Here is a 26033-nt window from a genome sequence, read left to right as displayed (position 1 = left end):
GCAGGCCGGCCGTCGCCTCCCCTGGGGGGCGATGGCCCGGATGGCGGGGCGGCGGGCGCTGTTCGCCGTCCCCGTCCTCCTCGTCGTGACGTTCGGCGTCTTCGCCGTCGCCGCAGCCTCCCCCTTCGACCCCGTCAAGGCGTACGCCGGCACCGCCGGACTCACCGCCTCCCAGGAGAACCTCGACCAGCTGCGCGCCAACCTCGGCGTCGACCAGCCGCTCGTCCCGCGCTGGTGGGACTGGCTCACCTCCGCCGTCACCGGCGACCTCGGCGACTCCAGCGTCATGCGCCAGCCCGTCGCCGACGTCATCGGCGAACGCATCGGCTGGTCCGTGCTGCTCGCCGCCACCGCCTTCGCCGTCGCCATCCTCCTCGGCACCGGCCTGGGCGTGCTCGCGGCACGGCGGCAGGGCGGCTGGCTCGACCGGTGCGCCACCTCCGCCGCGTACACCCTGGAAGCCGCCCCCGCCTTCTGGCTCGGGCTGCTCGCCATCTGGTTCTTCGCGCTCGAACTGGGCGTCCTGCCGGCCGGCGGTCTCACCGACACCGCCAGCGACACCGTCACCTTCCAGCAGGTCGCCTCCCACCTGGTCCTCCCCGCGCTCGTGCTGGGCGTCTCCCAACTGCCGTGGTTCTTCCTCTACGTACGGCAGGGCGTCGCCGACGCGCTCGACGAGGACCCGGTGCGCGGCGCACGCGCGCGCGGCCTCGGGGAGCGGACCGTGCTGCTCGGGCACGCGCTGCGGTCCGGGATGCTGCCGATGCTCACGCTCATCGGTTCACGCGTGCCGGAGCTGATCACGGGCGCCTTGCTTGTTGAGTCGGTTTTCAGCTGGCCGGGCATCGCGGCCGCCACCGTGCAGGCCGCCACCTCCGTCGACTTCCCGCTCCTCGCCGCACTCACCGTGCTCGCCACGGCCGCGGTGCTGCTGGGCAACCTCCTCTCCGACCTGCTGTACGGGCTCGCCGACCCGAGGGTGGGCTTCGATGGCTGACGTCCTCTGGCGCTCCCATGGGCGCACCCGCCGCTCCACCCGCACCGTACGGGTCGCGGTCTCCGCCGTGATCGTCGCGGCGGTCGTCCTCGCCGTGCTCGTCGTACCGCCGCTGGTGCGGCTCGACCAGCAGGCCGTCGACCTGTCGCTGAAGCTCCAGCCGCCGTCCTGGGCCCACCCCTTCGGCACCGACGACGTCGGCCGCGACCTGCTCCTGCGCTGCGTGTACGGGCTGCGCGTCTCGCTCCTCGTCGGGCTCGTCGCGGCGCTCGTCGCCACCGTCATCGGCACGGCCGTGGGCGCGGCCGCCGCCGCCTTCGGCGGCTGGACCGACCGGCTCCTCATGCGGCTCGTCGACACCTTCGCCTCCGTACCGCACCTGCTGCTCGGCATCTTCATCGTGGCGATGTTCCGCCCCGGCGTGTGGCCCGTCATCGTCTCCGTCGCGCTCACGCACTGGCTGTCCACCGCCCGGATCGTCCGCTCCGAGGTGCTGTCACTGCGCTCGCGCCCCTACATCGACGCGGCGGTCTCGGGCGGCGCCTCGCGGTGGCGCGTGACCGTCCGGCATCTGCTGCCCGCGGTGTTGCCGCAGGCGGGGCTCGCGGCTGTGCTGATGGTGCCGCACGCCATGTGGCACGAGTCGGCACTGTCCTTCCTGGGGCTGGGCCTGCCGCCCCACCAGGCGAGCCTCGGCAACCTGGTGCAGACGGCGCGCGGTTCGCTGCTCGCCGGCGACTGGTGGCCGACGCTCTTCCCCGGCCTGTTCCTGATCATCCCGACGCTCGCCATCGCCGGCCTGGCCGGTGCCTGGCGGGAACGGCTCAACCCGCGCCGCCGATCGGAGCTGATGCTGTGAGCCCCGTCCTGTCTGTACGGGAGATGTCCGTACGCTTCCGGATGCGCGGCGGCCGCCACGTCGCCGCCGTCAGCGGCGCGAGCTTCGACCTGGCGGCGGGGGAGTGCCTCGCCCTCGTCGGCGAGAGCGGCTGCGGCAAGTCCGTCCTCGCCTCCGCCCTGCTCGGCCTGCTGCCCGGCAACGCGCAGACCGCCGGCACGGCGGTGATCGACGGCATCGACGTGCTCTCCGCCGACGAGCGCGTCCTCGCCCGTACGGTACGGGGCCGGCGCATCGGCCTCGTACCGCAGTCCCCGGCCGCGCACCTCACCCCCGTACGCACCGTACGGGCGCAGCTGGAGGAGACCCTGCGCGAGCTGGCCGGCACACCGCGGGCGGACCTCCGCGCGGCGGCCGTCGCGGCCGCGGAACGGGCCTCCTTCCCGCCCGGCCTCCTGGACCACCATCCGCACGAACTCTCCGGCGGCCAGGCACAGCGCGCCGCCACCGCCCTCGCGCTCGTCGGCGACGCGCCGCTGCTGCTCGCCGACGAGCCGACCACCGGCCTCGACCGCGACCTGGTCGACCGCACCGTGGACGAACTGCGCCGCCACGCCGACGAGGGCCGCGCACTGCTGTTGATCACTCACGACCTGGCCGCCGCCGAGCGGATCGCCGACCGGGTCGCCGTGATGTACGCCGGCCGGATCGTGGAACTCACCGCCGCCGACCGCTTCTTCGGCGCCCCCGGCCCCCGCCACCCGTACGCGCGCGGCTTGCTCGCCGCCCTCCCCGAGCGGGACTTCACCCCCATCCCGGGCCTGCCCCCGGAGCTGGGCGCCCTGCCCGACGGCTGCGCCTTCGCCGCCCGCTGCGACCGCGCGACGGACGCCTGCGGGACGGTGCCGCGCTTCCAGGACGGCGTCGCCTGCCACCACGCCCACACCGCGGCCGCCGAGGAGCCGACCCGTGCTTGAACTCGACGCCGTCACCGCCGGATACGACCCGCGCACGCCCGTCTTCCGCGACGCCTCCCTGACCCTCGCACCCGGCGAGTCCGTCGGCCTCCTCGGCCCCAGCGGCTGCGGCAAGTCGACCCTCGCCCGGGTCGCCGCACTGCTGCACCGCCCGGACGCGGGCCGCGTCACCGTCGACGGCGAGCCCGTACGCGGCTGGCGCCACCGCGCGCCGCGCGAGCTGCGCACCGCCATCGGCGTCGTCTTCCAGCAGCCCCGGCTGTCCGCGGACCCCCGGCTGCGGCTGCGCGACCTGATCGCCGAGCCGCTGCGCGCCACCGGCCGCCGCGCCGGGGCCGAGGACCGCACGGCCGAGCTGGCCCGCACGGTGGGCCTCACCGACGACCTGCTCGCCCGCCGCCCGCACGAGGTCAGCGACGGCCAGCTCCAGCGCGCCTGCCTCGCCCGCGCGCTGGTGCTGCGCCCGCGCTGGCTGGTCTGCGACGAGATGACCGCCATGCTCGACGCCTCCACGACCGCCGCGCTGGTCGCCGTCGTCGAGGCGTACCGCCGTGAGCACGGCGCCGGACTCCTCGCCGTCGGCCACGACCGGGTCCTGCTGGAGCGCTGGTGCGACCGTACGGTCGACTGGGCGGAGTGTGTGAACGGGGCGTGACCAGCGGCTGGCTCGACGTGCCCTTCGAGTGGTGCTGGACCACCCCCGTGAGTGACCACACAGTGTGATCCGCGCGGACCGGGGCAGGCGCGCCTCCATGACCGACACCCCCCAGCCCGGTGCGTGGGACACCGACGGCACGAGCCCCCTGGACGAGCTGGCGCGGCTGCGTGGCGAACTGCGGCACCTGCGTGTCCAGGCCCGTAACCGCCCCCTGATCGCCCAGGCGCAGGGCATCCTCCGCGAGCGCTACCGGCTGGCGGACGCGGAGGCCGCGTTCGCGCTGATGCAGCACGCCTCGCAGCGCTTCAACGTCAAGCTGCGCACCCTCGCCGAGGCCGTGGTGCGGCTGGACCGGCCGGACCACGGGGCGGAGTGCTGGTTCCCGGGCCGGGCCCGGCGCCCCGCTCCGAGCCTGGACCTCCTCGCCATCGACGACGCGGCACGCGCGCACCGCAGCGCCGTGCTCCAGGCGACGCTCTCGCAGACGCTGGCGGTCACGGCCACGGACATGGGCAACGTGCAGATCGGGGACCACGCCACGGGCGGACTGTGGCTGGAGAAGCACGAGGGGCTGAGCGAGGAGTTCGTGAGCTTCTTCCAGTACGTCGGCGACGACGGCACCGCCTGTGCGCAGGCGGCGCGGGACATGACCCAGCTCACCGTCCGCGACGTCGCCACCGCCCCGGTGTTCACCGAGGACGCCCGCCAGGCGGTCCTCGACGCGGGCAGCCGCTCCGTGCACAGCGTGCCCCTGGTGAGCGACGGCCGCTGCATCGGGATGGTCTCCGCCCACTTCGCACGCCCCATCCAGGAGCTCCACGCCGCCCAGCTCAAGGCCCTGGACCGGACCGGCCGCCAGGTGGGGCGCTGGCTGGACTGGTACGACCGCACGGTGGTCCTCGACGCGCTCGAGTACCTGCACGCCGTGGCACGTCACCCCGGCATGACACGCGCCCGGCGCCGGTGAGGACGCCCGCGCACGCGTGCCCCGTCGGCCAACTGCGAGCGAGGCAACCCGGTTGTCCGGACGGCGCCGCATACTCGGCACCGTCCCCCTAGTAGCCCGGGAGGTCCTCATGGCGCCACTGTCCCGCCGGTCCGCCGTCGCCGCCTTCACCACGCTCACCGCAGCGGCCACCGTCCCCTTAGGGGGTGTCCTGCCCGCACAGCGGGCCGCCGCCGCGCACCGGGCGGCGCCCGTCAGGCCGCTGCGCCGCGCCCACGCGCACAACGACTACCTCCACCAGCGCCCGCTCCACGACGCCCTCGCACACGGCTTCACCAGCGTCGAGGCGGATGTCTTCCTGGTCGGCGCCGACCTGCTCGTCGCCCACGAGCCCTGGCAGCTCGACCCCACCCGTACGCTCCGCTCCCTGTACCTCGATCCGCTGCTCGCGCGCGTGAGGGCCAACCACGGGACGGTGTACGCCGGTTACCGCGAGCCCGTGCAGCTGCTCATCGACATCAAGGCGGACGGCGCGGCCGCCTACCGCGCACTGCACCGCCAACTCGCCCCGTACCGGCGCATGCTGAGCACCTGCGCGCACAGCACCGTACGGCCCGGCGCCGTCACGGCCGTCGTCTCGGGCGACCGCGCGGCCCGCGCCCCCATGGAGGCGCAACCCGTGCGGTACGCCTTCTACGACGGCCGCCTGGACGACCTCGGCACCACTGCCCCGGCCTCCTTCGTCCCGCTGATCAGCGCCAACTGGAACCAGGGCTTCACCTGGCAGGGCACCGGCCCCTTCCCCGCGGCCGAGCGGGCCCGCCTCCACGCCCTCGTCACCGCCGCGCACCGGGCCGGACAGCGCATACGGTTCTGGGCCACCCCGGACCACCCGGGAGCGGCCCGCGACGCCCTCTGGACGGAGCTGCTCGCCGCCGGCGTCGACCACCTCAACACCGACGACCTCGCCGGGCTCGCGGCCTTCCTGCGGCGTACGGACGGCGGCGGGAACGGCAAGGGGACCGGTACGGGCGCCGCGTAACGGGTCGCGGCCGGTTAATACCCGTTCGGCCGACGTGCCGTACGGCCGTACGGCGCCCCCGCTCCGCCAGACTGGCCGCCGAATGCCGCACACCCCACGCGGCAACTGGCCGAGGAGGGCGACACATGGCCGTATCCGTCTCCGTGGTGCTGCTTTTGCTGGTCCTGGCGGTGATCTTCCTGCGCAACGGAGGCCTGAAGCTCTCCCACGCGCTGGTCTGCGCTCTGCTCGGCTTCTTCATGGCGAGCACCAGCCTGGCCCCGACCATCTACAACGGCGTCTCCGCCACGGCCGACGTGGTCAGCAGCCTCAAGCCGTAGCCGCGTCTCACGTCAGGAGGCCGGAGAGCTGCGACTGGCGGAAAGCGCGTGGCTGAATGGTCTTCAGGGAGCGCCCTGATGTGCACGGACACCGGGAACCCTAGCCTTCCTTGCGAGCGGGCCGAGGCACAGGTTTCCGGCGGCTCGGCCCGGGCCATCGCCCATCGACGGAGGTACACCCATGTCCATATTCACCGGAGCCCGGCGCGCCGCCGCTGCGGGACTCGGCTCCGTACTGCTCGCGACGGGAGTGGTCGCAGTGACGGCCGCCCAGGCCCAGGCCGCCACCCCCATCTGCTCCAAGACCGTCACCAAGACCTGGACGGACGGGTACGGCAACAGGTTCTCCGGCCCCGTGGCGGCCTCTTCCAGCGGATCCCTGAACTGCCAGCTGGGCCCGGGCAACAGCAGCTCGGCCGTCAAGGCCCTGCAGAACTCCATCAACCGGTGCTACAGCTTCGCCAAGATCGATGTGGACGGCGTCTACGGCTCCGGCACCAAGGCCGCCGTAGCCAAGGTGCAGCGCTACCACGGCATCTCCGCCGACGGCCTCTACGGGCCGAGCACCCGGGCGGTCTTCAACTGGATCATCACCGGTTCCAAAGGACCGGCCTGCCAGGACTTCTGAACGAAAGGAGGCCGGCACCGCCCAGGGGCGGTGCCGGCCTCTCGGTGGGTGGAGAGGGCCGCTGGACCGCATGTACGGGACAGCCCTCAAGCCGCCGGCTTGACGAAGATCCCGATGCCGTTCGGCACGGCCCGCTGCACCCCGCCGCTGGGATGGTTGAGGACGCTCACCTTCGCCGCCCCCTCCTGCCGCGCCACCATCGTCGACGAGCCGCCGCCGTCCAGGTTGACGGCGTCCGAGGCGCCCAAGGTCTTCATGGTGGCGGCCAGTTCGGAGACGGTCAGCCCGGACCTGAAACCGGGCCCGCCGTCCAGGGCGAGCAGCAGCAGGCGGGTGCCGTCACCGCCGACGCCCGCGGCCGTGCGTACCGCCGCCGTCACGCCGTCCAGCCCGCCCAGTGGCTCCCCGCCGCGCAGTACCGGGAACCCGCCCACGGCGAAGCGGTACGACGCCGTCGACGCGTCCCCGGCCGGCACCAGCTTGTGCCGGACGCTCACCAGGTCCCCGACCGCCAGCTTGCGCAGCTCCCGCGCGCCCTCCTCCCGCCCCACCAGGACCTCGGTACCGGACTCGATCACGCCCCTGCCGGGCGTCGCGGCGACCGCCTCGACCTTGCCGCCGCGTACCGTCACCTCGTACGTCTCCGCACTGCACGGCGCGGAGCGCTGGGTGTCCGTGCCGCAGGTGGCACGCACGCGTGAGGCACCGCCCCAGTCCTTGGTGAACACCCCGACGGACCCCACCGGCAGCGCGTACTGGTTCAGCCCGCCGAGCGGCAGCTCCCCGTGCGGCGTCGACACGGCCCCCTCCAGGACCAGTTCCCCGACCCGGGCCCTGCCGTCCTCGCCCACCCCCAGCACCTGACGGGTGCTGGTCCCGGGCGGCAGGGCGGGCCCGAACCGCTGCCCGTTCGGTACCGCCGCCTTCAGCGGACGGCCGTCCGCGACCGCGGGGCCGACCGGTGCGCCGGTGGCCTCCACACCCGGGTGCTGGGTTTCGCTGATGTGGAAGAAGTCGCCGTTGACCCCGGCCGTCGCGCCCGCGCCGTCGGCGAGCACGGACAGTGCGGACCGTGCCGCGACCACCCCCGGATACAGCAGCCCGGCCGACACGCGCGCATCCGCCAGGTCCGCCGACAGCACATGCGCCCTCGCCGTCCCGCGCGCTGACGGGATGTCGACCGTGCGGTACTCGACGCCCGTCACGACCCGGGACCAGGCCGCGGCGGGCGCCGCGGGCGGGGCGCCCACCAGCCCCGCGCTCAGCAGGGCGGCCACCAGCAGCAGAGCCGTACGCGTGCGCGTCACAATCCCCCCAGGGGAAGTAGGTCGGGGCAACGGAGCACCTCACTCGGGTCTCGAAAGAGCTGCCCCACCCCGGGCGTCCGCGAACCGGCCGACCGACGGCGGATCAGAAAACGTACGCCGCACGGGTGTAGCGCCGGTCACCCGTACGCGCGGTTCCGCTCCAGCCACCCCTGGGCGTAGTCCACGGCGGCCGCCAGCTCCACCAGTCGGCACGTCGACGCCGAACCGACCGGACCCCGCCGTACGGCACCGGGACGGTCGCGCTCCAGGTCCGCCCCGAGGGCGGCGAAATCGCCGTCGTCCAGGTCCACGTCCTCGTACGCCCACCAACGCCGCACCCCGCCCTCGCGGATGACACACCGGTAGGTGCGGCGCGGTGGCCGCGCGACCCGGTACTCCCCGAGGTGGAACGCCGTGCACCGGTCGAACCCGGTGCCCAGCAGCAGGATCCGCGCCCCCATGTCGTACAGCCGGGCCAGTGGCGAAGCCTCCCCCAGATGGCAGTCGGGACGGTGGCCGGACACCACCCGTTCGGCGTGCGGGCCCAGCGCCGCGAAGGACGTCTGCGGATGGGCGCTGCGCACCGCGCCGGCCGTCGTGCGCACGAGCTCGGGCAGCACCCCGACCCCGGCGTCCGAGGGCATGGCCGCAGCGTCGTACGCCGGCATCGCCTCCCGCACCGCCGCGCGCTCCGCCTCCGCGAGGCCCCGCACCCGCTCCCGGTACGCCGGTGACGTGTCCGAGTTGCGGGCGGTGAAGGTGGGCACCACCACGGTGCCGTCCGCGCCGAGCGCCCCGCACAGCGCCCGGAGCACGGTCTGTCCGCCCCCCGCCACCGGGCCCACCGCCCGCAGCGACGCGTGCGCCAGCACCACCCCGCCCGGCCGCACCCCCAGGGCGGCGAGCTGGGCGCGCAGCCGTTCCTCGGTGTGCGGTCCGCTTCCGGCCTCGTCCACGTCGTCTCTCGTCCCACTCCTGCGTAAGGGTTGGTGCGCGGTCATCGTAGGAGGCTGACCACGTCCCTCCCCGCGGGAGCGAAGCCGTTCAGGACACCGTTCGATTCCGTGGCGTAGAGTGGGCGCGGGCCGTGACTGGCGCTGGGGTGGAGTACCACCGGGGAGCGGCCTGACGGACCGACGTCGATGCCGCGCGCCTGGGCGAGCCACCGCGACGCTCAGGAGTCCCCATGTCCACGACCTCGTCCACCGCCCGCCTCATGGACGGCAGCGGCCTCGCCCGCCGGCTCGTCGAGGAGACCGCCGCCCGCGCGGCCGAGCTCACCCGCCGCACCGGCACCCGGCCTTGCCTCGCCACCGTCCTGGTCGGCGAGGACCCGGCCTCGGTGACGTACGTCAAGATGAAGCGCGCCCGCTGCGAGAAGGCCGGAATCCGCTCCCGGCACGTCGAACTGCCCGCCGCGACCACCACCGCCGAACTCGTCGCCACCCTCCGCTCGCTGTCGGCGGACCCGGAGGTGCACGGCATCCTGCTCCAGCACCCGGCCGGCCCGCACATCGACGAGCGGGCCGCCTTCGAGGCCATCGACCCCGCCAAGGACGTCGACGGCGTGACCATCAGCTCCTTCGCGACGATGAGCTTCGGCCTGCCCGGATTCGTCTCCTGCACCCCGGGCGGCATCATGCGCCTGCTCGACGCGTACGACGTCGACCCGGCCGGCAAGCGGGCCGTCGTCGTCGGCCGCAGCGCCATCCTCGGCAAGCCCGCCGGCATGCTGCTGCTCGCGCGCAACGCCACCGTGACGTACTGCCACTCGTACACGCCCGCCGCCGACCTGTCGGCGGCCGTACGGGAGGCCGACATCGTGGTCGCCGCCGTCGGGCGGCCCCGCTTCATCAAGGGCGAGGACATCAAGCCCGGCGCCGTCGTGATCGACGCCGGCTACAACGAGGGCAACGTCGGCGACGTCGACTTCGAGACGGCGGCCGCCCGAGCGGGCCTGATCACCCCGGTGCCGGGCGGCGTCGGACCGATGACCATCGCACTGCTCCTCGCGCAGACGGTGGACGCGGCGGAGCGGCAGCTCGGCGCGTAACGCCGGGTCCCCGGCCGGTGGCGGCGCCGCCACCGGCCGGACCGGGCGCTCATCAGCCGCCCGCCTCCGCCAGGGCCGACGCCGGGTCCGGTGCCGCCGGGCCCGCCGGCGCCCAGCGGGCACCCTCCTTGCGGTACGGCCACCAGCGGCCGTCCCCGCCCAGCCGGAGCTGGACGTCCGCGCCCGGCACCGTCCAGCGGCCGGGGGCGGACGCCCGCAGCGCGGGCCGCTCGCCGTCCTCCCACGCCTCCGCCAGCAGCGCCTCCGCCCGCGCGAGGAGCTCCGGGGCGGGCGCCGCATCCTCCTCCAGTACGGCGAGAGCGGCGGCCCCGCCGAGGCGCCACGCGCGCGTGGCCAGGTCCAGGTCCGCCTGGCGCCGGCCGGTGGCGGCGGCCAGCCGTACGGCGGCCCAGGAGGAGGCACCGTCCGGCTCCAGCGCCGCCGCCAGCCGCACCGCGTCCAGAGCGGGCGTCAACTCCGGTTCCAGGGGCTGGTCCTCATGGCCGGGGCCCAGCGCGTCCGCCAGCATCCGGTGCGCCCGCGCCGCCGCGTCCGCCGCGAGGAGCTCGAGGGCGGCCGGGTCGACGCCCGGCGCCGGCTTCGCCTCCGTGTCGAGCGAGGGCGGCTCGCCCGGCTGCCCGGGCAGCGGGGGAGGGGCGGGCAGGGGCGGCAGGATGTCCCGCGCGGCGAAGGCCTCGTCGGCCCGTACACCCGCGGACACGGCTACCCCTGCGCGGTCGCCGTCCCCTTCCCCTTCCGCCCGCTCCTCCCGTGCGGCGCGCGCCGCGCTCCGTACCTGCAACTCGTCCAGCAGCCGCCGCTCCCCGCGCCCCCGTACGAGCAGCAGCACGAAAGGATCCCGGTCGAGCAGCCGCGCCACCTGGTAGCAGAGGGCCGCCGTGTGCGGACAGTGGTCCCAGGCGTCACACGCGCACTCCGGCTCCAGGTCGCCGATGCCCGGCAGCAGTTCGATGCCGGCCGCCGCCGCGTCCTCCACGAGGTGCGGCGGCATGTCCCGGTCCAGCAGGGCCGCGATGTGGCCCGCCCGGTCCACCGCCATGTCGAGGAACCGGTCCCACTCCTCGTCCGTCAGCTCCTGCAGCAGGACATCGCTGCGCAGCGGCGTGCCGTCCCGGTCCGTCACGACCGCGGTGATCCGCCCGGGCCGTACCGACACCGCCCCCACGGCGCCGTCCCGCGCGTGCTTGCGGCCCTTCTTCAGCTGCAGGCCGTCGAGGGCCGTGTCCTCCAGGGCCTTCAGCCACGCCCGGCCCCACCACGTCTCGGCGAAACCCCGGCCCCCCGCGGGAGGCAGCGCCGCGAACGTACGCTCCGCGTCCGCACGCGCCGTGTCGTCCCGATGGTTCATCGTCCGCTCCCTCGCAGCTCCACCAGCTCCGCCAGTTCGGCGTCGGTCAGTTCGGTCAGCGCGGCCTCGCCGGCGCCGAGGACGGCGTCGGCCAGCTCCTTCTTGCGCGCCAGCATGGCGGCGATCCGGTCCTCGACGGTGCCCTCGGCGATGAGCCGGTGGACCTGCACGGGCTGGGTCTGGCCGATCCGGTACGCCCGGTCCGTGGCCTGCGCCTCGACGGCGGGGTTCCACCAGCGGTCGTAGTGCACGACGTGCCCGGCACGCGTGAGGTTGAGCCCGGTGCCGGCCGCCTTCAGCGACAGCAGGAAGACCGGCACCTCACTCTCCTGGAACCGGGCCACCATCGCCTCCCGCGCGGCCACCGGCGTGCCGCCGTGCAGGAACGCGGTCGGTACGCCGCGCGCCGCCAGGTGCCGTTCCAGCAGCCGCGCCATCGCCACGTACTGCGTGAACACCAGCACGCTCGCCCCCTCCGCGAGGAGGGTGTCGAGCAGTTCGTCCAGCAGTTCCAGCTTCCCGGACCGGCCGGCGATCCGGGGGGCGTCCTCCTTCAGGTACTGGGCGGGGTGGTTGCAGATCTGCTTGAGCGCGGTGAGCAGCTTGACCACCAGGCCCCGCCGCTCCATCCCGTCCGCCTCGGCGACGGCCGCCAGCGTCTCGCGCACCACCGCCTCGTACAGCCCGGCCTGTTCCGCCGTCAGCGACACGGCGCGGTCGGTCTCCGTCTTCGGCGGCAGCTCCGGCGCGATCCCGGGGTCGGACTTGCGGCGTCGCAGCAGGAACGGCCGGACCAGCGCCGCGAGCCGCTCGGCGGCGGCCGGGTCGGTGCCGCCCTCCACGGCGTCGGCGTAGCGGCTGCGGAACGTCCCGAGCCGGCCCAGGAGGCCGGGCGTGGTCCAGTCGAGGATGGCCCACAGTTCGGAGAGGTTGTTCTCCACCGGGGTGCCGGTCAGTGCCACGCGCGCGCGTGCGCCGATGGTGCGCAGCTGCCGGGCGGTCGCCGAGTAGGGGTTCTTCACGTGCTGCGCCTCGTCGATGACGACCATGCCCCAGTCCACCCCCGCGAGCCGCTCCGCGTCGAGCCGCATGGTGCCGTAGGTGGTCAGGACGAACTCGCCGTCGGCCAGGCCGTCCAGGACACGCGTGGGCCCGTGGAAGCGGCGCACCGGGGTGCCCGGCGCGAACTTCTCCACCTCGCGCTGCCAGTTGCCCATCAGGGACGTGGGGCAGACGACGAGCGTGGGGCCGGCTGCGGACGGGTCGGTCTGCCGGTGCAGATGCAGCGCGATCAAGGTGATCGTCTTGCCCAGGCCCATGTCGTCGGCGAGGCAGGCGCCGAGGCCGAGAGAGGTCATGCGGTGCAGCCAGTTCAGGCCGCGCAGCTGGTAGTCGCGCAGGGTCGCGGCGAGCGCCGCCGGCTGGCCGACCTCCGGCGTCCCGCCCTCCGGGTCCGCGAGCCGGTCCCGCAGCGCCCGCAGCCATCCCGTCGCCTGTACGTCGACCCGGCGGCCGTCCACCTCCGTGCTGCCGGTCAGTACGGCGCCGAGCGCGTCGACCGGGGTGAGGGCCCGGTCCCGCGTGTCACGGGCCCGCCGTACCTCCTCCGGGTCGATCAGGACCCACTGGTCGCGCAGCCGCACGACGGGACGGGCGGCCTCGGCCAGCCGGTCCAGCTCGGCTCGTGTGAGGGGCTGGTCGCCCAGCGCGAACCGCCAGTTGAAGGCGAGCAGCGCGTCGGCGGAGAGGAACGCCGGCAGTGCCGAGGCGTCTCCGTACGCCCCGCCGCCCGCCGCGTCCCCTGCGTCGCCCTGCGCGTCGTCCTCCGGCGGACCGATCACCACGCGCGCGGTCAGCGAACGCGCCAGCTGCTTGGGCCAGTGCACCTGTACGCCGGTCGCTGCCAACGCCCGTGCCGCGTCGCCCAGCAGCTCGGCGACCTCGTCGTCGGCCAGGTCGACCGTGTCGGGGACGGCGGCCGAGAGCAGCGGTGCCAGCGGCGGCCAGGCACGCGCGGCGCGGCGCAGCGCGACCAGCGCGTCCATCCGGGCGCCCGCGTCGCCGATCTCGGGGGCCGCACCCGACCACACGTCGGCGGCGTCGGCGACCAGCGCCGGATCGTTGACGCTGTGCATCTGCACCACGGCACGGAAGGCGGGACCTTCGGCGGTGTCCAGCCCTTCGGTCGTGTCCAGCCCTTCGGCCGTGTCCAGTCCCGTCGCCTCGATGCGCAGCGACACCCGTACGCCCGCGTCGTGGCCGGCCGCGACGTCCGCCGCCCACGCGCGCTGCTCCGGCACATGCTGTGGGGCCTGCTCCGCGTACGCGCCGCCGCCCGCGAGGAGGGGCGCTGCGGGTGTACGCGGCAGTGCGTCGGCGACCGCGTCCAGGAACGCCCGCAGCAGCCGCTCCGGTTCGGGCAGCAGGACCATGCCGTCGTCCGCCGTGCCGACGGGCACCGCGTGGGCGTCCGGCGGCATCGAAGCGGCCAGCGTACGGAGCCGCTCCAAGTCCTCGGCGGCGAGCGGTCCCACCCGCCAGGCGTCGTGGTCCGTCGTGCTCAGGCCGGGCAGCAGGCGCCCGCGTGCCACCAGTTGCAGGGCCATCAGGGCGGCCGCGCCCCAGAACGCCACGGAGGGGGAGGCGTGGGGGGACAGGCGTGCCCGGGTGAGCAGGGGCAGAGCGTCGGACACGGGAACCGTCAGTGCCCGTACGGTCCGGGCGGCCGGCCCACCGCCGTCGCCGGCCTCGCCGTTCCCGTCGTCCTCGCTGTTCCCGTCGTTCCCGTCGTTCCCGTCGTCCGTGACGACGGTCAGGTCCTCGACGGCGGCGCGCGGCACCGAGGGCTCGGCGCCGTCAGGGAGCAGGAACCCGAAACGACCCGCACGGGCGGGGTCGGCGGCCAGGAAGACCGTGGAACAGCGGAGCAGCAGGCGGAGTTGAGCAGGTCGGGCGACGTGGGGGTGGGGGGAGGGCGTTGCTTCGGTGAGTCTCTGCACAGTGCTGACGCATTCCTCAAATTTGACTAGTGCGAAGCCGGAGCCGCCGAGAGTACCGGACGGCGTCTCGCCACGAGCCCAAACACGTCGTGACATAGCCCACTTCGCGCCCAGGGTGGAGTTAGCACCACCCCAGTACGCTGGAAAGCCCCCGCCCGCTTCCGGGTGGTGGTGCCATGGCTCTGGGCGCTCGCTCATCCGTACGTTCATCAGGTCGGCGCATGTCAGCGCACGGACCTACCTCCGGAGAACCCATGCCCCAGGCCTTTGCCGCCCTCGCAGCCCCACCGTCCTCGCCGCCCGCCACCGCCCGGGGCGCTCAGCGCCCCGCCAGCGAGTTCACCCCCCTGCTGCGCACCGTCAAGGAGCGAGGGCTGCTGGAGCGCCGCACCGGCTGGTACGCGCTCGGCATCACCGCCAACCTGCTCGCGCTGACGGCCGTCGCCGTCGGGCTGATGCTCTTCGGGCACTCCTGGTGGTCCCTGCTGCTCGCCGTCCCGCTCGCCCTGCTGTCCGCCCGCGCCGCCTTCTACGGCCACGACGCGGGCCACGGCCAGATCAGCGCCGACAAGCGCAAGGACCGCCTGATCCAGCTCCTCCACGCCAACCTGCTGCTCGGCATGAGCCAGGAGTGGTGGAACGACAAGCACAACCGCCACCACGCCAACCCCAACCACGAGGACAAGGACCCGGACGTGGCCCCGGACGTCCTCGTCTTCTCCCAGCACCAGGCCGAGGGCCGCTCCGGACTGCGCGGCTGGCTCACCCGCCACCAGGCGTGGCTGTTCTTCCCGCTGACCACGCTCGAAGGGCTCGCCCTGAAGGTGTACGGCTTCCAGGCGCTGTTCTCCAAGGACGGACCGCGCCAGACCCCGCGCGAGCGCCTCGTCGAAGGCGGCCTGCTGTTCGCCCACGTCGCCGGGTACGCCACGCTGCTGCTGACCACCATGTCCGTCGGACAGGCCGTGGTCTTCGCCCTGATCCACCAGATGCTGCTCGGCGTCCACCTGGGGATGGCCTTCGCACCCAACCACAAGGGCATGGAAGTCCCCGACCCGGACGGTGAGCCGTGGGGCCATCTGCGCCGCCAGGTGCTCACCTCCCGCAACATCCGCGGCGGAGCCCTCACCGACTGGTTCCTCGGCGGCCTGAACTACCAGGTCGAACACCACCTCTTCCCGAACATGCCCCGCCCCCACCTGCGGCTCGCCCAGCCCCTGGTCCGCGCCCACTGCCGCGCGCTCGGCGTCCGGTACACCGAAACCGGCTTCGTCGACTCCTACCGCCAGGCCCTGGGGCATCTGCACCAGGTCGGCGAGCCGCTCCGTTCCTCGTAAGCGCGGGGCGCGGGGGAACCCGGACGCCCGATCCGGCGTTCTCCAGGGCAGAGAGCGGCCGCGGCCGTCAAGGAGGCGTCGAAGATGTCGACAAGGACCAAAATCATCATCGGGGGAGTGGCCGTCGGCCTTCTCCTGATGCCGCTGATCGGATTCTGGCTGTCCCTGCTGGTGCTGCTCGGCGTCCCCGCCGTGGCCTACCTGGCCCTGGACCCCGGCCAGCGGCGCAGGCTCCGCCGCGTCGCCCGCAAGGAGCTGGGGCGCTAGGGCCTGTCTTCCGGATCAGGCCCTAGCCGGCAGCCGTCCAGCCGACGGCTACCATGTTCATGATCATCTGCATGGGAGAGGGGAGCTCCACGCGATGGGCGGGACGGTCACGACGGTCAGCAGCCATGGGGAGCATGCGTTCAGCAAGGCGAACCGGCCGGCGATCACCCTGCTGGCCGGGCTCGGAGTGGAGGGGGACGCCCACGCGGGCGTCACGGTCAAACACCGCTCCCGCGTCGCTCAGGACCCCACCCAGCCCAACCTCCGCCAAGTGCACCTGATCCACGAGGAGCTCTTCGACGAGGTCGCCTCGGCGGGCTTCACCGTCGCCCCCGGCGACCTCGGGGAGAACATCACCACCCGGGGCATCGACCTGCTCGGCCTGCCGACCGGCACCCTCCTGCGCATAGGCCGGGAGGCCGTCGTCGAGATCACCGGCCTGCGCAACCCCTGCGGGCAGATCGACGGCTTCCAGAACGGACTCCTGAAGCAGGTCGTCGGCCGCGACGAGGAGACGGGCGAGATCGTCCGCAAGGCCGGGATCATGGGCATCGTCAGGACCGGCGGGGTGGTCCGCCCCGGCGATCCCATCGAGGCCGAGCTCCCGGACGGACCGCACCGCCCGCTGGAACGGGTCTGAGCCGCGCACACGTGGGTACCCGACCGTGGCACACGGTCGGAGGGAGACACCATGGCAGAGGACGACGAGCGGCGTCAGGGGCCCGGCGGGGACAAGCCCAGGGAGAGCCAGGCCGGCATCCCGAGGGATCTTCCCGACGAACAGGCGGGGAACGGCTCCGACCACTGGGACGCCGACCTCTCACGGGCGGCGGACGACACCCGCGGCGGCACCCCCGCAGGAGAACCCGCCCCCGTCGACGACCCGGAGGGCGGTCAGCCCGCCGAGGAGCCCGCCCCCGACGAACCCACCGGCTAGGGCTAGTCCGGCCCTGTCATGTGACTACTTTCAGCGGCCCGGTGGTGCGTGAGCCGGTCGATCATCCGCTCGTGTTATTGCGCCGCAACGATCCGTGCTGTGCGGACAGGACGACCAGCGGCTGTACCGTCCCTCGTCGCTCCCTCACTGGAGATTCAGACGCACCGGGTGGTCCTGGTCTTCGGGACAGTGGAATACCCGGAGTTCTCCGTGCCGTCCCACGCTGAGCCGCGGGTCGCCGCCGCTGTCCACGGTGAGCAGCAGCTGCATCCGGGCCCCGCATCGGCAGTCGAGGGGCGTGAAGTCGGTGAGGTGCCAGCTGGGCCACCCGCCGGCCTTCCAGCCGGGCAGGCAGCCGAGCACCCGGTGGTAGTCGGTCCCTTGCTCACCGGCCCATGCCTCGATGTGCTCGTACAGCTCCGCTGGCAGCTCGTCCTGACCGGGTAGGTCGAGCACCTCCACGGGGTCGAGCCGGCACGGTGCTGGGAGGTACACGTCGTTGGCGCCCTCGGGTGCGGACGGCGCCTGGGCCAGGGCGCCGGTCTCCGCCGAGTTCCGGTACCGCAGCTCCACCACCGGGCCCCAGTACCGGGGCTGCCCCTCCGGTTCGGCGTGGTCCTGCGGGCACCACAGGAGCTGCAGGAGATCAGTCCCGGACGGCCAGTGCAGTGCCGGCGCGTCCCGGGCGTAGAGCTGAAGCACCAAAACCATCGGCAGTCCGTCGCCGGCCACAGGCCGCGGCACGAGCCGGACCCGTTCCCAGGCGACCAGGTCCAGCGATCCGCCGTCCATGATCCGTGACCGGGCCTCGGCTTCCTCGGCGGTCAGCACGTGCGTCTCCCCCGGCCGGCGCCGCTGCCTGCGGTTCCGCTGGATGCTCTGCCACGCCTCCCGCTCGGCGTCGGTCAGCTTCTCCCGCACGGACACCAGGTGTGGTTGCCGGCAGCGCGGCCACAGCTCGTCGGCGGGCCACAACGGCGCCCCGCCCACCGAGCTCTCGTACGGGCCGGGGCTTCCGGTAGAGGGCCTGAGGAGGGTCCCGGGGCGTACGTACGACGCCAAAGAGGGGAACTGGTGCAGAAGGTCGGCGATGGTGACGGTCGGTGCGGTCATCCAAGCAGGCTAAGCCTGTCCGGCGGATCAAGGTCGACGGGCCGCCATGATCCTCCGGACAGGGCTCAGGCGGTCTCTCGCCGGTCAGGCCGGACGTACCGCCATCGCGTCGAGGGCCGCCAGCAGACCGGGCAGCCGCGGCCCACGCCCCACCGGAAGCACCTCGCGCGGCAGGTCGTCGAGGAGGACGAAGGCGATGTCGTCCGTCCGTGCCACCAGCGACCAGCCCGGCCCGTCCGCCCGCAGCAACCGCGCCCCGTCGGGTGCGAAACCGGAGCGCACCCGCCCCAGCGGCGGCGGGTCCTCCAGATAGCCGCCGAGCTCGTCCAGCACGCGCCGCAACGCGGCCCGGCCCCCGGCGTCCTCGTCGCCGTCGAAGGCGCCGGCAGGCGTCCCGGCGCCAGCGGCGGTCTCCGGTGGCGGCGCGAAGTCGCCGTCGCCGAGCCGGCTCCGCCAGGAAGCCCAGTGCAGCGCGACCTCGTCCGCACCCAGCCGCCGCAGTGCCGGGCCCCAGGTGTCGGCGTCCGGAGGGCGCAGCGGGGCCGGCTCGTCGAGGCCCGTCACCGGGTCGTGCGGCGCGGGCAGCCCCGGCGCGGCGACCGCGAGCTCCAGCGGCCAGCCCGGCAGCGCCATGACCACGCTGCGCTCGTCGGGGGAGAGGTCGTACTCCATCCCGCAGTCCCACGACGCGATCGCGACGGCGACCAGCGACACGTCGTCGACGGCCACCGTCCACCGTGCGCCGTCGCCGTCCTGCCCGAGCACCAGCCCGTAGCCTTCGGCGTACGGTTCCAGGCCCAGCGCGGCGCACGCCTCGGGAAAGTCGTCCCCGAGCACGCTCGGGAACTGCGCGGGCGTCAGCAGCGCGGCCGTCAGCACGTACAGCGCATCGTCCTCCGCCGCCCCGCCCACCGTCTGGCCTGGTGCCTCTCCCGCTGTCCCGCCCTCGGCGTCCCCGAGATCCCGTGTACCGGCCACGACACCCTCCCTCCGGTTCCCCGGTGCCCGGTCCTCCGGTGCCCCCGGCCCGCCGGTTCCTCCGACCGGTGCTCCGGCCGCTTGCCGGCGCACCTTAACCAGCGAGTAACCCCCGCGTCGAGAGCCGGCCGCACGAAGAACGGGCCGGTACGCCGACGACGTCAGGCTGCGGGCAGGCCGAGGAGGCTCCGCGCCACGCTCTGGGGCGACTCGTTCCGCTCCCGCGCGAGGGCGATGACCGCGCGGCAGGCCAGCTCGCTGACCCCGAACGACAGCGCCTCCGGTGAGACCCAGCCCGTCGCCTCGTCGGCCCTTTCCTGGTCGTCGTCCGCGCACGCGGACACGTACACCGCCGCCGCCTCGAAGAGGTTGTGCTGCCGGGGGCGGGGGGAGCCGTTCCCGGCCCCCGACGCCGGGGACTTGGGGAACCTGGGGTACTTGAAGAATGTGCGGAGTCTGCTGAACACCGGGCCCACCTTCCCCTCGACCTGGACTGCCCCTCCAACGTAGGGCCCGCTCCCCGGCTGCAGAAGAGGACGTCAGTACTGATGTTCGTCCCGTACGGCGAGGGCCAGGAACCGGTCGTCCTCGTCCGCGTACGACACCATCCGCCACCCCGAACCCGCCAGCAGCGGGCGCAGGTTGGGCTCGGCGCGCAGATCGTCGGCGGAGAGCGGCCGTCCATGGCGCGCGGCCAGGGCGGCGCGGCCGATCGCGTGGAACAGCGCCAGCCGCCCGCCGGGCCGTACGACCCGGGCCAGCTCCCGCAGGTCGTCCGCCGGCCGCGGCAGGTGCGAGACGAGGCCGGCTCCGAAGACGGCGTCCAGTACGCCGTCCCGCAGCGGCAGCCGGGCCACGTCGGCGAGCAGCAGCGTCCCGCTGCCGTCGCGCCGGGCCCGTACCGCCGCCGCCAGCATCGCGGGGGTCACGTCCACCCCGATGACCGTGCCCGTCGGGCCCACGGCGTCCCGCAGGGGCGGCAGGGCGCGTCCGGTGCCGCAGCCCGCGTCGAGCACCGCGTCGCCGGGGCGCAGCCCGAGCTCGTGGACGGCCGCCGCGAAAGCGGGGCCGTCGTCGGGAAACCGGGTGTCCCAGTCCGCCGCCCGGGCGGTGAAGAACTGCTGCACATCCGTGTGGTCATCGGCCATACGGACATGATCCCTCACGCCGCGGCCGCCCGGGCGGGCGGTCCGCGACCAGGCGGCCGCGGATTACGGGCCACGGGCTACGCGGGCTACCTCTCCTCGTAGTCGTCCCGGTCGACACCGGCCTCTTCCAGCGCCTCGCGCATGGAGCGGCCGCCCTCCTGCCGTTCCCGGTCACGGTCCCGGGTCTCCTTGTCCGGACGGGCGGCCGAGGTGTCGTCGGTCGTCCTCGTCTTGGGGCGGTTCTCCTCGGGAACGGTCATCGCGGAACCCTTCTGTGTCGTCGTCGGAGGTCCGGGCGGCCGCTGCCGCCCGCGACCGGGTACCCAGGCCCCCGGCACCGGAACGGTCACCCGGCTCACCCGGCTCATCCGGCTCACCCGGTCGGGTCGCCGGCCGGCCGGGCGTGGTCGTCCCGGGGCGGGTCGTCCGGCTCGCCGAACAGCACGTCCCGGCCGGCCGCGGCCGTGGGGAGCCCCCCGGCGGCCCCGGCGACCCCGCCGCGTGGGTGCATCCGGTTGCCGACGCTCCGGTACGTGAACGGCAGGCCGGCCAGCCGCTCGGGGAGCAGGCAGTTCTTGCCGTCCACCACCACGGCGGGTGATGCCATCCGGGCACCGAGCGCCGACCAGTCGGCCTCGATCGTCTCGGGCCACTCGGTGAGGATCACCGCCGCACGGGCGCCCTCGACGGCCGTACGGAGGTCCGGGCACGGCCGGGCGCCGGGGAAGAGACGGCCGAGGTGCTCGGCGTCCATGGCGGGGTCCCAGACGCGTACCCCTGCTGCGTCCTCGAGCAGCTGCGGCACGACGACGCGGCTGGGAGCCGCCCGCATGTCGTCGCTCCACGGCTCGTAGCGCGCCCCCAGCACCGCGACCTCACAGCGCGCCAGGTCGTCACCGAGCTCCGCGCGGAGCGTGTCACGGACCAGCCCGGGCTGCGCGCGGTTGACCGCGACCGCCGCGTCCAGCAGCGGAGTGGGCAGACCGCGGGCCACCGCCCAGTGCGTCAACGCGGCGGTGTCCTTGGGCAGGCACGAGTCACCGAAACCCAGCCCGGGCTGGAGGAAGGCGTGCCCGATGCGCGGGTCGAGGCCCACGCCCTGCATCACGTGGTCGATGTTCAGCTCGGGAGCCGTGCACAGCCGGGCGAACTCGTTGGCGAAGCTGATCTTCATGGCGAGGAAGGTGTTGCTGGCGTACTTGACCATCTCCGCCGACGCCGGTGTCGTCACCACCCAGGGGCAGGCCAGCGGCCCGTACAACTCCCGTAGCGCCGGCAGGACGAGAGCCTGCTGCCACAGGCCCACGACCACCCGCGACGGTGTCGACCAGTCGTCCAGGGCGCTGCCCTGGTTGAGGAACTCGGGGGTGTAGGCGTACCGGTCCCGCAGCTGCGGATACGCCACGAGGAAGCCGTCACTCGTGCCCGGCGGCACCGTGGACTTGAGCACCACGTACGGCGCCGGGAGCAGGGCGGCCGCCTCCGCGAGCGCGACACCGACCTGGGACAGGTCCGCCGAGCCGTCCTCGGTGGGCGGGGAGCCCACGGTGATCAGCACGACGTCGAAGGGCTCGCGGAGATGTGTGTGCGCGAGATCGGGGGCGAACCGCAGCCGCCCGGTTCCCAGGGCGAGGGACAACTCCTCCTGGAGGCCGGGCTCCGACACGGGCGTCCGGCCGGCCGTCAACGACTCCAGCCGCGTCGCGTCCCGTTCGATGCCGGTCACGTGGTGGCCCTGCCGTGCGAGGGCGACCGCTCCGGCCACTCCCACGTAGCCCTGCCCGACGACGGCGACACGCATAGGGGGCTCCTGACGCTGGTCCGGTGTGGCGGCCATGCCCAGCTTCACCGCGCCCTGATCACCCGGCCACCCGCCACGGGCGGAAGGGTGACCCGCCCGGACCGGCGCGGCCTCCCGTCGTGGTGACGGAGCACTCTTGCCCTGCTCACGTCATTGCGGAAGGCTTACGGACGCAGGACGACCAAAGGGCACGGGCCGGCGGGCAAGACGCCGACGGGGAACGCAACAACAGTCGCAACAACGGTCGCAAGAACGGGCGTGGGACCGCACGCGCGACCGAACGCGGACGAGGGGGAGATGCGCACATGGCTCCGGACAAGGGACTCGACTGGCTGCTGGACGACCTGACGCAGCGGGTCGCGTACATACGGCACGCCCTGGTGCTGTCCAACGACGGCTTGGTGACGGGGGCGAGCAACGGCCTCGCCCGCGAGGACGCGGAGCACCTCGCCGCGGTCTCCTCGGGGCTGCACAGCCTGGCCCGCGGGTCCGGGCGCCACTTCGGGGCCGGCAACGCGCGGCAGACGATGGTCGAGTTCGACGACGCAATGCTGTTCGTCACCGCCGCCGGCGAAGGCAGCTGCCTGTGCGTGCTGAGCGCCGCCGAGGCCGACGTCGGCCAGGTCGCCTACGAGATGACGCTGCTCGTCAACCGGGTCGGCGAACACCTCGCGGTCGCCGCGCGGCGGCCCGGCGCCTGAGTTATCCACAGGCCTGACGCGACGGGCCTCCTCCGCGCTACCTTCGTGACACAGAGTGATGACGCACAGTGTGTCACCTTTCACGGGGGAGGACCGTCATGACGGCCACCGAGACCACCGCACGCACCGTCGCCCTCGGGCGCGCCGCGCAGGAACTCTCGCTGAAGCCCAGCGAGTTCGACCTCGCGGTCCAACTCGGACTCGTACGCACCGTGCCCGGCACCGGCACTGGTGCCAGTACCAGTGCCAGTACCAGTACCGGCACTGGCGGTGGGCGGCGGCGCGTCGCCCAGGCCGAGATCGACCGGCTGCGCGGCGCGCCCGACTTCCCGGACGGTCTGCGCGAGCGCGTCCGCACCGTCGGCACGGCCGAGGCGGCCGACCTTGCCTCGATCACCGCCGACCGTTTCACCAAACTCGCCAGGACCGGGCACTTCACGCCGGTGAGGTTCTACCTCAACCGCTACCGCGCCATCGTCTGGCTCTATCTCGCCGGTGAGGTACGGGAGTTCGCCGCGCACCACCCGGAGCTCCTCACCGGCAGGCTGCCCCACGCCCTGCGCACCAGGCTCGACGCCGGGGACGACGCCCGCCCGCGCAACTGGCGTGCCCGCCGCCTCGGCCTGCTGCTGCGCAGGGCGGAGGACCCCTGGGCGGCCGCGGCGGCCATCGCCACGCTGCTCGACCCCGTCCAGCTCGCCGAGGTGGTCGACGACCCGTACGAGCGCGCCTACCTCGACCGCCTGAGGCCGGCGCCTCCCTACGGCCGCCCGGAGTCCGTCTCCGCCCGCGAGATCAGCGACCGGCTGCTGCTGGCGGACGAGCCCGACGAGATCCTGTGGCACCGCCTCAACCTCGCGCTCACCCTCGACGAGGCCCGCGCGGCGCGGCAGGCCCCACGCCCCGACGGCGGCGTCACCCCGGCACCCGCCCCTGTACGGACCTCCACCCCACCGGTCGCCGGGGCGGCCTCCGTGCTTCCGCCCGCGCGATCCGCGCCCGGACGCAGCGGCCTGCTCGCCCGCCTCCGGCTGCGCCGCCGCAAGGCGGTGCGCGGGGTCCACGAGGCGCCCACCGGCCCCGGCCGCTCCAGCGGGCGGCGAGCGGCGACAGGGGCCGAGGCCCCTGCGTTCGGGGGTGAGTGACAGAGTCCGAGTGCCAGCGTCCGAGGCGGGCGCGGATCGGCAGCGCCCACGAGGCCGCTCGGCGAGCGGCGAGCGACGAGCGGCGTGGGGGATGGGCGCAGGCGACGCAGACGGCGCGCACGGCGGGTGCGGACGGCGCGCACGGCAGGTGCGGGCGCGGGAGGCGGGTGCGGGCGCGGCCGGGAAGCGGCGGTCCGCGTGCGTGCGGCGCGCCGGGCGTGCACCATGGCCGCATGCTGCTGGCCCGTCTCGCGGAGGTCTCCCGCCAGGTCGCCGCCACCTCCGCGCGCTCGCGCAAGACCGCCGCCCTGGCCGACCTCTTCGCGGCGACCCCGCCCGAGGAGGCGCCGCTGGTCATCGCCTACCTCGCGGGCCGCCTCCCACAGGGGCGGATCGGCGTCGGCTGGAGCACGCTCAAGGATCCCGTCCCGCCGGCCGCCGAGGCCACGCTGACCGTCGCCGACACCGATGCCGCGTTCACGGCCCTCGCCCGGGTCGCCGGTCCCGGCGCGCAGGCCGAGCGGCAGCGCCTCGTGCGGGAGCTGATGGGCGCCGCCACCGCGCCCGAGCAGGAGTTCCTGCTGCGGCTGCTCACCGGAGAGGTCCGCCAGGGCGCGCTGGACGCCGTCGCCCTCGAAGGGGTCGCCCTGGCGGCCGCGGCGCCCGCCGCGGACGTACGGCGCGCCGTGATGCTCGACGGGTCGCTGCCACGGGTCGCCCAGGCGCTGCTCGCCGAGGGTCCGGCGGCCCTCGAGCGGTTCCGGCTGCGGGTCGGCAGCCCGGTGCAGCCCATGCTGGCGCACACGGCCAAGAGCGTCACCGAGGCGATCGACGCGCTCGGCCCGTGCGTCGTGGAGGAGAAGCTCGACGGCATCCGCGTCCAGGTCCACCGTTCCGGCGACGACGTCCGCGTCTACACCCGCTCACTCGACGACATCACCGACCGCCTTCCCGAGGTCACCACGACCGCCCTCGGCCTGCCGGGCGACGAGTTCGTCCTGGACGGCGAGGTGATCGCCCTCGACGCGGCCGGCCGCCCGGTCCCCTTCCAGGACATCGCCTCCCGCGTCGGCTCGCGCCTCGACGTGACGACCGCGGCGGCCGCACTGCCCGTGTCCCCGGTCTTCTTCGACGTCCTCGCGGCGGACGGCCATGTCCTGCTGGACCTGCCCGGCCGCGAGCGGCACACGGTGCTCGCCCGTCTGATCCCCGAACCGATGCGGGTACGCCGTACCGTCGTCGAGGATCCCTCCGACCCGGCCGGCACCGAGGCGGCGGAGGCCTTCTTCGCCGACACCCTGCGCCGCGGCCACGAAGGCGTGCTGGTCAAGGCGCTCGACGCCCCGTACAGCGCGGGCCGGCGAGGCCGCTCCTGGCTGAAGGTGAAACCGGTACACACCCTCGACCTGGTCGTGCTCGCCGCCGAGTGGGGCCACGGCCGCCGCACCGGCCTGCTCTCCAACCTGCACCTGGGGGCGCGCGCCGCCGACGGCTCGTTCGTCATGCTGGGCAAGACGTTCAAGGGCCTGACCGACGCCATGCTCCGCTGGCAGACGGAACGGCTGCGTGAACTGGCCGTCGAGGACGACGGTTTCACCGTCCGTGTCCGCCCGGAGCTCGTCGTGGAGATCGCCTACGACGGCCTCCAGCGTTCGCCCCGCTACCCCGCCGGGGTCACCCTGCGCTTCGCCCGCGTCGTACGCCACCGCCCCGACAAGCGGGCCGAGGAGGCGGACACCGTCGACCAGGTGCTCGCGAGCGGCCCTCAGGGGGCGTCCCGCATCGTGTAGCGGTGCCTGACCCACAGCGGCAGGACGTACCAGCACACCAGGTACCAGCCCACAACGCCCGCGACCAGCCACGGTACGAAGTGGTCGCTGGTGGCGACGCGCAACACCAGGAACAGCGCCGACACGAGTGTCGCCAGCAGCAGCAGGAGCCCGATGAAGGTCAGCCGGGACGCCCACTGCACGGTCTGCGGTTTGATCCGCCGCCCGGCCACGATCCGGTGGAACGACACCGGGCCTATCAGCGCCCCGGTGGCGGAGGCGCCGAGAGCGACCGTCGCGATGTAGATGCCCTTGTCGGTGGAGGTCAGCTCCTGGTACCGCGGGGTGAACACCACCGTGAGCAGGAAACCGAAGAGGATCTGCACGCCCGTCTGGGCCACCCGGATCTCCTGGATCAGCTCACCCCAGCGCCGGTCCGCGCGCTCCTCCTCCGTCTCGTTCCGCCCCCGTGCCAGCCCCGAGGCGCTCTTGGCGCCGCTTCCGGCGGCACGCCCCGAAGCGCCTCTCTCGTCCTGGTCCGCCATGTCTGCCTCCCACGGTCGGCTTGAGCACTTCCCTTGTATCCCGGCGGAACCGGCTCAACCAGGGTGGTACGGCACCCGACGGAACTCCGCGGGTGTCGCGCCGCCCGGTAAGGACCGGCGGCCCCCTCGCACCCATGCTCGTACGAAAAACGGAAACG

At 74.1% G+C, this 26033-nt stretch carries 27 protein-coding genes and 1 riboswitch; of the genes, 16 read left to right on the top strand and 11 right to left on the bottom strand.

Going from position 1 to position 26033, the window contains the following annotated elements; all coding sequences use genetic code 11:
• Window positions 1-31 precede the first annotated feature (31 nt).
• From ACZ42X_RS00755 to ACZ42X_RS00720, 8 genes are all read left to right on the top strand, one after another.
• Window positions 32-997, top strand: a complete 966-nt coding sequence (locus ACZ42X_RS00755; protein WP_468284078.1) for an ABC transporter permease — start codon at window positions 32-34, stop codon at window positions 995-997.
• Window positions 990-1856 (top strand): ABC transporter permease, encoded by an 867-nt coding sequence (locus ACZ42X_RS00750; RefSeq protein WP_468282583.1) that lies wholly within the window; start codon window positions 990-992, stop codon window positions 1854-1856. Before ACZ42X_RS00755 ends, ACZ42X_RS00750 begins: the two co-directional genes overlap by 8 nt.
• Before the next feature lie 23 nt (window positions 1857-1879).
• On the top strand, window positions 1880-2812 hold the full coding sequence (locus ACZ42X_RS00745; protein ID WP_468284076.1) for an ABC transporter ATP-binding protein: 933 nt from the start codon (window positions 1880-1882) through the stop codon (window positions 2810-2812).
• Window positions 2805-3467: an ABC transporter ATP-binding protein gene (locus ACZ42X_RS00740; protein WP_468282580.1), complete on the top strand. Its 663-nt coding sequence runs from the start codon at window positions 2805-2807 to the stop codon at window positions 3465-3467. Before ACZ42X_RS00745 ends, ACZ42X_RS00740 begins: the two co-directional genes overlap by 8 nt.
• 97 nt (window positions 3468-3564) lie before the next feature.
• Window positions 3565-4437: an ANTAR domain-containing protein gene (locus ACZ42X_RS00735; protein WP_468282578.1), complete on the top strand. Its 873-nt coding sequence runs from the start codon at window positions 3565-3567 to the stop codon at window positions 4435-4437.
• Window positions 4438-4546: 109 nt separating this feature from the next.
• Window positions 4547-5458 carry a phosphatidylinositol-specific phospholipase C/glycerophosphodiester phosphodiesterase family protein gene (locus ACZ42X_RS00730; RefSeq protein ID WP_468282574.1) on the top strand — a complete coding sequence of 304 codons (912 nt, stop codon included), beginning with the start codon at window positions 4547-4549 and terminating at the stop codon, window positions 5456-5458.
• A gap of 125 nt (window positions 5459-5583) precedes the next feature.
• Window positions 5584-5778 carry a hypothetical protein gene (locus ACZ42X_RS00725; protein WP_355361474.1) on the top strand — a complete coding sequence of 65 codons (195 nt, stop codon included), beginning with the start codon at window positions 5584-5586 and terminating at the stop codon, window positions 5776-5778.
• A 181-nt stretch (window positions 5779-5959) separates the two neighbouring features.
• On the top strand, window positions 5960-6406 hold the full coding sequence (locus ACZ42X_RS00720) for a peptidoglycan-binding domain-containing protein (protein ID WP_468282571.1): 447 nt from the start codon (window positions 5960-5962) through the stop codon (window positions 6404-6406).
• Window positions 6407-6492: 86 nt separating this feature from the next.
• Here ACZ42X_RS00720 and ACZ42X_RS00715 read toward each other — a convergent pair whose 3' ends face one another.
• Both ACZ42X_RS00715 and ACZ42X_RS00710 read right to left on the bottom strand, forming a co-directional pair.
• Window positions 6493-7713 carry a phosphodiester glycosidase family protein gene (locus ACZ42X_RS00715; protein ID WP_468282568.1) on the bottom strand — a complete coding sequence of 407 codons (1221 nt, stop codon included), beginning with the start codon at window positions 7711-7713 and terminating at the stop codon, window positions 6493-6495.
• A 137-nt stretch (window positions 7714-7850) separates the two neighbouring features.
• The gene (locus ACZ42X_RS00710; protein ID WP_468282565.1) at window positions 7851-8669 is read right to left on the bottom strand and encodes an AAC(3) family N-acetyltransferase; all 819 of its coding nucleotides are present in this window, start codon (window positions 8667-8669) and stop codon (window positions 7851-7853) included.
• A gap of 121 nt (window positions 8670-8790) precedes the next feature.
• Window positions 8791-8879, top strand: a riboswitch (ZMP/ZTP riboswitch).
• A 20-nt stretch (window positions 8880-8899) separates the two neighbouring features.
• On the opposite strand from ACZ42X_RS00710, the gene ACZ42X_RS00705 reads away from it, so the two are divergent.
• Window positions 8900-9766, top strand: coding sequence for a bifunctional 5,10-methylenetetrahydrofolate dehydrogenase/5,10-methenyltetrahydrofolate cyclohydrolase (locus tag ACZ42X_RS00705; RefSeq protein WP_468282562.1), 867 nt, complete (start codon window positions 8900-8902; stop codon window positions 9764-9766).
• 52 nt (window positions 9767-9818) lie between these two features.
• On the opposite strand, the gene ACZ42X_RS00700 is transcribed toward ACZ42X_RS00705, so the two are convergent.
• Both ACZ42X_RS00700 and ACZ42X_RS00695 read right to left on the bottom strand, forming a co-directional pair.
• Window positions 9819-11135, bottom strand: coding sequence for an SWIM zinc finger family protein (locus ACZ42X_RS00700; protein WP_468282559.1), 1317 nt, complete (start codon window positions 11133-11135; stop codon window positions 9819-9821).
• Entirely contained in the window at window positions 11132-14134 is a 3003-nt protein-coding gene (locus tag ACZ42X_RS00695) for a DEAD/DEAH box helicase (protein WP_468282556.1), read from the bottom strand. Before ACZ42X_RS00695 ends, ACZ42X_RS00700 begins: the two co-directional genes overlap by 4 nt.
• Window positions 14135-14388: 254 nt before the next feature.
• On the opposite strand from ACZ42X_RS00695, the gene ACZ42X_RS00690 reads away from it, so the two are divergent.
• The 4 genes from ACZ42X_RS00690 (at window position 14389) to ACZ42X_RS00675 (ending at window position 16675) form a co-directional block, all read left to right on the top strand.
• A complete protein-coding gene (locus ACZ42X_RS00690) occupies window positions 14389-15471 on the top strand; it encodes a fatty acid desaturase family protein (protein ID WP_468282553.1) in 1083 nt (360 codons plus the stop codon).
• 84 nt (window positions 15472-15555) lie between these two features.
• Entirely contained in the window at window positions 15556-15738 is a 183-nt protein-coding gene (locus tag ACZ42X_RS00685) for a hypothetical protein (protein WP_361427255.1), read from the top strand.
• Window positions 15739-15832: 94 nt separating this feature from the next.
• Window positions 15833-16378 carry an MOSC domain-containing protein gene (locus tag ACZ42X_RS00680; RefSeq protein ID WP_468282550.1) on the top strand — a complete coding sequence of 182 codons (546 nt, stop codon included), beginning with the start codon at window positions 15833-15835 and terminating at the stop codon, window positions 16376-16378.
• 51 nt (window positions 16379-16429) lie between these two features.
• Window positions 16430-16675: a hypothetical protein gene (locus ACZ42X_RS00675; protein ID WP_468282547.1), complete on the top strand. Its 246-nt coding sequence runs from the start codon at window positions 16430-16432 to the stop codon at window positions 16673-16675.
• 144 nt (window positions 16676-16819) lie between these two features.
• Here the strand turns inward: ACZ42X_RS00675 and ACZ42X_RS00670 are convergent, their stop codons facing one another.
• The 6 genes from ACZ42X_RS00670 to ACZ42X_RS00645 all read right to left on the bottom strand — a co-directional run bounded on the left by ACZ42X_RS00670 (window position 16820) and on the right by ACZ42X_RS00645 (window position 21715).
• Complete coding sequence (locus ACZ42X_RS00670; RefSeq protein WP_468282544.1) at window positions 16820-17788, bottom strand: hypothetical protein; 969 nt, start codon at window positions 17786-17788, stop codon at window positions 16820-16822.
• An 84-nt stretch (window positions 17789-17872) separates the two neighbouring features.
• Window positions 17873-18700, bottom strand: coding sequence for a hypothetical protein (locus ACZ42X_RS00665; RefSeq protein ID WP_468284073.1), 828 nt, complete (start codon window positions 18698-18700; stop codon window positions 17873-17875).
• Between the two features lie 227 nt (window positions 18701-18927).
• Window positions 18928-19233: a hypothetical protein gene (locus ACZ42X_RS00660; RefSeq protein WP_468282541.1), complete on the bottom strand. Its 306-nt coding sequence runs from the start codon at window positions 19231-19233 to the stop codon at window positions 18928-18930.
• A gap of 72 nt (window positions 19234-19305) precedes the next feature.
• A complete protein-coding gene (locus ACZ42X_RS00655) occupies window positions 19306-19914 on the bottom strand; it encodes a class I SAM-dependent methyltransferase (protein WP_468282538.1) in 609 nt (202 codons plus the stop codon).
• A gap of 86 nt (window positions 19915-20000) precedes the next feature.
• Window positions 20001-20174, bottom strand: a complete 174-nt coding sequence (locus tag ACZ42X_RS00650) for a hypothetical protein (RefSeq protein WP_361427270.1) — start codon at window positions 20172-20174, stop codon at window positions 20001-20003.
• A 113-nt stretch (window positions 20175-20287) separates the two neighbouring features.
• Window positions 20288-21715 (bottom strand): UDP-glucose dehydrogenase family protein, encoded by a 1428-nt coding sequence (locus ACZ42X_RS00645; protein ID WP_468282534.1) that lies wholly within the window; start codon window positions 21713-21715, stop codon window positions 20288-20290.
• A 305-nt stretch (window positions 21716-22020) separates the two neighbouring features.
• Here ACZ42X_RS00645 and ACZ42X_RS00640 point away from each other — a divergent pair, with 305 nt between their 5' ends.
• From ACZ42X_RS00640 to ACZ42X_RS00630, 3 genes are all read left to right on the top strand, one after another.
• A complete protein-coding gene (locus tag ACZ42X_RS00640) occupies window positions 22021-22416 on the top strand; it encodes a roadblock/LC7 domain-containing protein (RefSeq protein ID WP_468282531.1) in 396 nt (131 codons plus the stop codon).
• 98 nt (window positions 22417-22514) lie between these two features.
• Window positions 22515-23561, top strand: a complete 1047-nt coding sequence (locus ACZ42X_RS00635) for a DUF6397 family protein (protein ID WP_468282528.1) — start codon at window positions 22515-22517, stop codon at window positions 23559-23561.
• Between the two features lie 233 nt (window positions 23562-23794).
• Window positions 23795-25351: an ATP-dependent DNA ligase gene (locus ACZ42X_RS00630; protein ID WP_468282524.1), complete on the top strand. Its 1557-nt coding sequence runs from the start codon at window positions 23795-23797 to the stop codon at window positions 25349-25351.
• Here the strand turns inward: ACZ42X_RS00630 and ACZ42X_RS00625 are convergent.
• Complete coding sequence (locus tag ACZ42X_RS00625) at window positions 25327-25875, bottom strand: DUF6328 family protein (RefSeq protein WP_468282521.1); 549 nt, start codon at window positions 25873-25875, stop codon at window positions 25327-25329. The two genes, ACZ42X_RS00630 and ACZ42X_RS00625, sit on opposite strands and share 25 nt — an antisense overlap.
• Between the last annotated feature and the right edge of the window lie 158 nt (window positions 25876-26033).

The organism is Streptomyces sp. NPDC030862 (assembly GCF_055571835.1).
Note: the sequence above shows the minus strand (reverse complement) of the source record. Positions and strands in the feature narration are given on the sequence as shown.